Raw genomic sequence first — 5,872 nt, 5'->3', positions numbered from 1 at the left:
CATCTCGGTACCCTCCGTTTTTTTTTGAAGGATAGCATAATCTCAAACATTTGTCATTATAAAAGTCAGTGTCTCAAAAAACAGCCATCACGCCTTTGGTATAGACCGCTGTTTCCGCTGAATGGCCAAAGAAGACGGCAGGGGAAAGACGTCACTTTTGCGGCAAGGCTTAAGGAGTTCATTTTAGTCCAGTCCATGCAGGTGTGAACTCGAGGCGAGTTTGGGCTTGCTCCCGCGGAAAGTCTGGCCCATAGTGCTGGAAAAAAGGAGCTCTTCGTGTCCGCTACAGAAAAACGTCCCCAATCTTCCGCGCAGGAGGACAGCCGCATAAGCCGCCTTCTGCGCATCGTGCAGGCCATACGGGAAGACCCGCATCAGAAGCTCGATTCCCTTCTGTCCAAGCTTTGCATTGGCCGGAGCCAGTTCTACAAGGACCGGAACGCGCTTGCCGAGGCCGGATTCCAGTTCGGCTACAGCCGGAGCAGCGGCTTCAGGATCCTGGAGGACAGGTTTGCGCCGCTCACGGATCTGAACTTTTCGGACAGGCTGATCCTGATGTTCGCCCTGGAACAGCTCAGCGCCACGGGCGACGGCACGCTTGCGGCGCTCGCGGTCACCGCGGGCAGAAAGCTGGCCGGCGGGCTGCCCCGGCCGTTTCAGGATCAGCTCCTCGCCTGCTTCGACAGAGAGGTCACGTCCAACGGCTTCGGCGTGAAGCCGGAAGTCTTCTCCGCCCTGCACGAGGCCGTGGCCGAAGGCCGGCGCCTCCGGATACTCTATACCCGCAGCGGCATCTGGAAGCAGGGCTGGCGGGAGATTGACCCCCGGCACATCTACATGCAGGGGCGGGTTCTCTACGTCTATGGGCGCACGGTCGATGAAACGCCGCCGCAGTGGAAGGTCTTCCGCGTGAGCCGCATCGAACGGGTGCAGTACACGGGCATGCGCGTGACGTGGAAGCCGGGCGAGGACGGCGGCTTTCTGGAGCGCCGGAACAACGCCTTCGGCGCGTTCATCGGAGCGGACCCGCACTGGATAACCATCCGCTTCACCGGCCAGGCCAGCCACTATGTGGCGGAACAGCAGTGGCACCCCTCGCAGAAGCTGGAAAAAACCGCAGACGGAGATGTGCTGTTCTCGGTGAACGTGGCTGACGTGCATGAGGTAATCCGATGGGCAAAGCAGTTTGGCAGTGAGGCGGAAATCGTTGCCGTTCAGCAGGACGGCGGGCAGGACGGCGAGCTGAATCTGGATCAGGACGATGCCGCCGGGGCGCTGGACAACACGAATAACATGAGTAAATATCCTTTTCAAGTCAGAAAATGAACGTATTGAGGTTTCCCCCGCGGGTAAATTCAAGGCAAGATATGCTTCTGACCATCAATCAGGAGCATCTGCATGGCGGGAACTCGCGACAGAAAGGCAGCCATCGCGCTGGGGCAGGCCATCATGACGCGCAGACAGCGAAAGGGCATGACGCAGCTTGACCTTGCCGAACGGCTTGGCATCGAGCAGCACTCCGTGTCCCGCATGGAAAAGGGGATCATTTCGCCGAAGATTTCCCGGCTTCAGGACATTGCGGAACTTCTGGACTGCACGGTCGCCGATCTGTTCCGGCAGACGGAGACTTCCGCCCGCGTCAGGGCGCAGGATATCTGCCGTCTCCTGGAGGAACTTTCCCCGGAAATGCAGGAAGTTGTGGTGGAGCTTGTGGAAAACACGGTGTCCAGACTCAAAGAACTCGAAAAGCGCGGGGGCAGAGCCGAAGATCGGCAAACCCCGCCCCTTTTTTAAATGCAGGGACGGGCGTTTTGGCCATGAAAACGGTTTATGCCGTTCAACCTTATGAAATCATTGTCAGAAAAATTCTTGAATAGTGGTCAGAATCTGGACTGATGCGCTGATAGCCTCCTGAGTGAAATCAAAAGGAGGTTAATATGTCAGTTTGTCCCACCCCGGGCAGCCCCGAAGTCCTCTATGCCAGGCACAAGGCGGCACAGTGGATAGTTGCAGCACTTGACGATTCCGTTTCCCTGTCCAGCGACTTCTTTGAATGCCTTCGCTGGATCTGCGGGGACCTGGACATACACCTGCTGCTTGACCCCTTGCTGAAGCAGACCGCGCACCTCAGGACACGGTCGGGCCGCACGGCGCACCGCGCTCTGACGAAGTTTCTGGAGGAGAACTCGCCGGCGTATATCTGGAACTGCTTCGATGACCTTTTCGAAGGAAATCCCTGTCTTATCCCGTATCTCTCCGAGCAGTGCAAACAGCTTTGCCGTGACATCGCGCAGGGCGGGGAGGATGCCGGCACTTCCGCTCCGGAGTTGTTCCTCGCCGCGCAGCGCAGACTGAAGCAGATCTTCGGTCTGGAAGAGGACCGTGCGCGGTTCTGCGAATTCATCTTCATCCTTCAGAACTTTTCTGAAGTCGAAAGCTATTTCGAGGACCATCTCGGCGTGTTCCGCTTCGGCCGCGAAAGGCTCTTCGCCCGCATCCTGGACATGACACCGCAGCAGCTTTCCGGCTGTCTCCGGGAGCTGAAGAACTGCGGGCTGATCGAGAACCATCATTCCTCCCTCCGTCTCATCGACTCGCTGCTGGACTTCTGGTCAACGGATAACGTGGACCCCGGCGAGCAGTTCTGCCGTCCGCTTGAAGGCGAAACGCTGCCCCTGGACGCCTTCCGCGTTCCGGCCGAGGACGTGCGCCAGGTGTGCAGCCTGCTGAAGCGGCAGGACGGCGGCGCGGTGCACATCCTGCTCTACGGGCCTTCCGGCACGGGCAAGACCACCTTTGTGCGCAGTGTGGCCCGGGTCTGCGGGCTCAAGGCCTGGACGGTGCCGAGCCGCCTGGACGATTGCGACAGGGACCGCCGGGCTTCGCTTTTCGCCTGTCTGCACATGGCCTCAAGGCACGAAGGTTCCTTTGTAGTGGTGGACGAGGCCGAACGCATTCTCTATACCGATCCTTTTTTCGAGCGCGAAACCAAGGACAAGGCCTGGCTGAACGATTTTCTCGAAAAGCCGGGCCAGTGCGTAGTGTGGATCAGCAATCAGGTGAAGCACATCGATCCCGCCGTGCGGCGCCGTTTTTCCTACAGCATTTGCTTCGAGGAACTCGGGCTGCGGGAACGCGTGGAGGTGTGGCGGCAGATCCTGAAGGGGCAGAAGCTGTCACGCTATTTTCAGGAAGGGCGCGTGAGGGGACTCGCCCGGAACTATCCGGTGCAGGCCGCGGTTATCCAGAAGGCCGTGGAGCAGTCCCACAGCCTCTATCCCAGGAAGAACGACTTCTATCCCTCGGTGGAACGCATTCTCAGGGCGCATCTCGCACTTCAGCACGGGGACGGTTCCCGGGCGAAGCAGGTGCGGGCCGTGCCTGAATTTACGCTGGACGGGGTGTGCATGGAGGGCGACGCCGCAGCCCTTGTGGAACGCTGCCGCCGCGTGGATGCCGCGATGAGTTCGGGGCAGGAGCTGCGGCCCGGCTGCGGAACCATGCTCTTTTACGGGCCTCCCGGGACGGGCAAGACGGCACTGGCCCGCTTTCTCGCCGATCAGATGGACCGGGAATGCCTGGTCAAGCGCGCCAGTGATCTGCTCAATCCCTTTGTGGGCGTGTCCGAAGAGCAGGTGGCCGAAGCCTTCCGCCATGCTGAGAAGAGCGGCGCGGTGCTGGTCATTGATGAGGCCGATACCTTTCTCTTTTCCCGTGAAGAGGCCAGCCACTCCTGGGAGCGATCGCTGGTGAACGAGTTTCTGACCAGCCTGGAAGAGTGCCGCGGCTTCTGCATCTGCACCACAAACTGCCGCTCCCATATGGATGCGGCGGCCATGCGTCGCTTCACCTGCAAGGTGGAGTTCCGCTATGCGGAGCCGGATCAGGTGCAGGCACTGTACGAAGCCCTGCTTGCGCCCCTGTGCGCAGAGAAGCTGCCCGAGGCGCTCCGGCAGCAGCTCATAGGGATGAGGGGGCTGACGCCGGGCAGCTTCCACGCCGTGCGCTCGCAGTACGATCCGCTGTTTACGGCGCCGGGTGAGGTGACGCATGAACTGCTCCTGGACGCCCTCAGGCGGGAAACGGAACTCAACCTCGATTCCGGGCAGGAACGGCGCATCGGCTTCGTGGCGCAGAAGCCGGAGCAGACCGTGCGCCTTCATTAAATGCCGGTGGCGGGAAAGGCAAAAAAGGCGGCTCTGTGAGCCGCCTGAGGGTGTCTTTTGCTGACTAAAAGCCCAGCCAGCCGAAGCCCTTGGCCATGATGGCGGCAAGGGCAAGTCCTATGCCAAGCTGCCATTTGAGCAGACGGAGTTCAATCTCCTTGAGATCCAGCTTGGTGGCCAGCTCCCTGCGAGAGTCTTCATCGTATGTTCGCACGATGCCCTGCATGGCCTCCACCTGTACCCGTGCTTGAGTTTCGGAAAAGCCCGCAGCCTTCAGCTTTTCAAAATATCCAAGGCTGTCAAAAGTCGTGTCGGTCATGTTTTATCCTCCGTCACATCGGTATTCTATCCATTGCCTGGGATTAACGCAAGGCAAAAGGAGAAAGCGCTTCTCCTTACCCCGCTCCGGCGGCGTAACCATGTTCGCAGGCTATGTCCTGACGAACACGCCGCCTTCGCTATCAGCTCGCTGACGCTCGTGCCTCCGGCGGTTAGGGACGTGGTTAGATGACGCCTTTCGCCGAACGGGAAGTTTTGCTGTATTCGTGTTTTTACGGCAGGAAAAAGCAAGATGTCTTCCCTCGCTCTTTTCCCGCAAAAAGACCGTCCAAAGACGGACGGCCTCCGTAAAGAAAAGGCGGCTTGTTCAAACCGTCATGGTGATTAGTTCTGTTTGGTGGTTTTGCTGTTGCTGTATAATGCCAGCCCCGCACCACAGGCCGTCAGGACAAGTACAAACACGATTGCCGCAGTCATAACGTTCATGGTCAATGCTTCCTTATTCAGAACCAGAATCAGCAAACCGCCAAATAAGCTGAGTCCGCCTGAAATCAAGGTTTCTGGCTTCGGCTCATGAATATTCAGCGTCCCGAGCGCTGCTATTCCTACGCCCTGAAGGGAAAGCTGGATGTACTTCACGACCCTTTTCATCTTTTTACCCCTCGCACCTGCAGCCTGGCCGCTGCCCAGTATTAAGGCAAGGAAAAGATGACGTTCCCCGTGACCTTCCCCGCTCCGGCGGCGTAACCATGTTCGCAGGCTATGTCCTGACGAACACGTCGCTGTCAGCTCGGCTGACGCTCGCGCCGTCCGGCGGTTAGGGACGGGCATCCGTCTCCCGCCCCGCAGCCGAACCACGGCGGATGGCGAAGCGTTACATCAGCAACTTGCCGCTGGCAAGCCAAGCTGGCTCATGAAGGCATTCAGCGATTCTGCTCTGGCCGCGTCCCGCATGAGTTGACGCAGCGTGTCCACATCGGACGAGTTTTTAATATAATCAAGCACAGAGGACGGCAGGCTGCCAAAGCGCGTCTCAAGTAAATCACGCAGGGCGATACCTAAACCACGACTTTCACCCCGGGCTTCACCAATGGAGATACCTTCGGCCTTACCGAGGAGAACCCCTCTTTGGATGTATTCATCCTTCCACTGTGCGGAGCGTTCTTCCAACATGGCGTCCACCTCCCGCAAATCTTGAAATTCGGAAATCTCTTCCGTTATTCCTGAGCGTTTCAGGACGATCCGTTCCAGTCAGACCGTAAATGCCCGGCGTAAATCCGAGCACTTCGGGTCCTGAAGATACTGTACCAGCTCTTTCACGACCTCGCGAACCTGCTCCAGATTCTTTGCCCCGTTCCAGTCTCACGAGCATCGAGGCCGGCCCGCTGCCTGCCTCAAGCGTATCCTCGGGCACACTGCTTTCATCC

Annotated in this window: 6 protein-coding genes; 3 read left to right on the top strand and 3 right to left on the bottom strand. The window is 58.7% G+C overall.

Translation table 11 applies throughout. The features are described from left to right. Positions 1 to 276: 276 nt before the first annotated feature. From Q0Z94_RS10690 to Q0Z94_RS10680, 3 genes are all read left to right on the top strand, one after another. Entirely contained in the window at positions 277 to 1,326 is a 1,050-nt protein-coding gene (locus tag Q0Z94_RS10690) for a WYL domain-containing protein (protein ID WP_298069562.1), read from the top strand. Between the two features lie 72 nt (positions 1,327 to 1,398). Next, complete coding sequence (locus Q0Z94_RS10685; protein ID WP_298069560.1) at positions 1,399 to 1,794, top strand: helix-turn-helix transcriptional regulator; 396 nt, start codon at positions 1,399 to 1,401, stop codon at positions 1,792 to 1,794. Between the two features lie 143 nt (positions 1,795 to 1,937). Then, positions 1,938 to 4,166: an ATP-binding protein gene (locus Q0Z94_RS10680; RefSeq protein ID WP_298069558.1), complete on the top strand. Its 2,229-nt coding sequence runs from the start codon at positions 1,938 to 1,940 to the stop codon at positions 4,164 to 4,166. A gap of 64 nt (positions 4,167 to 4,230) precedes the next feature. Here Q0Z94_RS10680 and Q0Z94_RS10675 read toward each other — a convergent pair whose 3' ends face one another. The 3 genes from Q0Z94_RS10675 to Q0Z94_RS10665 all read right to left on the bottom strand — a co-directional run bounded on the left by Q0Z94_RS10675 (position 4,231) and on the right by Q0Z94_RS10665 (position 5,618). Continuing rightward, the gene (locus Q0Z94_RS10675; protein ID WP_298069557.1) at positions 4,231 to 4,485 is read right to left on the bottom strand and encodes a hypothetical protein; all 255 of its coding nucleotides are present in this window, start codon (positions 4,483 to 4,485) and stop codon (positions 4,231 to 4,233) included. A gap of 344 nt (positions 4,486 to 4,829) precedes the next feature. Continuing rightward, entirely contained in the window at positions 4,830 to 5,084 is a 255-nt protein-coding gene (locus Q0Z94_RS10670; protein ID WP_298069555.1) for a hypothetical protein, read from the bottom strand. A gap of 240 nt (positions 5,085 to 5,324) precedes the next feature. After that, on the bottom strand, positions 5,325 to 5,618 hold the full coding sequence (locus tag Q0Z94_RS10665) for a hypothetical protein (RefSeq protein ID WP_298069554.1): 294 nt from the start codon (positions 5,616 to 5,618) through the stop codon (positions 5,325 to 5,327). Positions 5,619 to 5,872: the final 254 nt, after the last annotated feature.

This window comes from uncultured Mailhella sp., assembly GCF_947631555.1.
In the GTDB taxonomy this organism is placed as follows: domain Bacteria; phylum Desulfobacterota; class Desulfovibrionia; order Desulfovibrionales; family Desulfovibrionaceae; genus Mailhella.
Note: the sequence above shows the minus strand (reverse complement) of the source record. Positions and strands in the feature narration are given on the sequence as shown.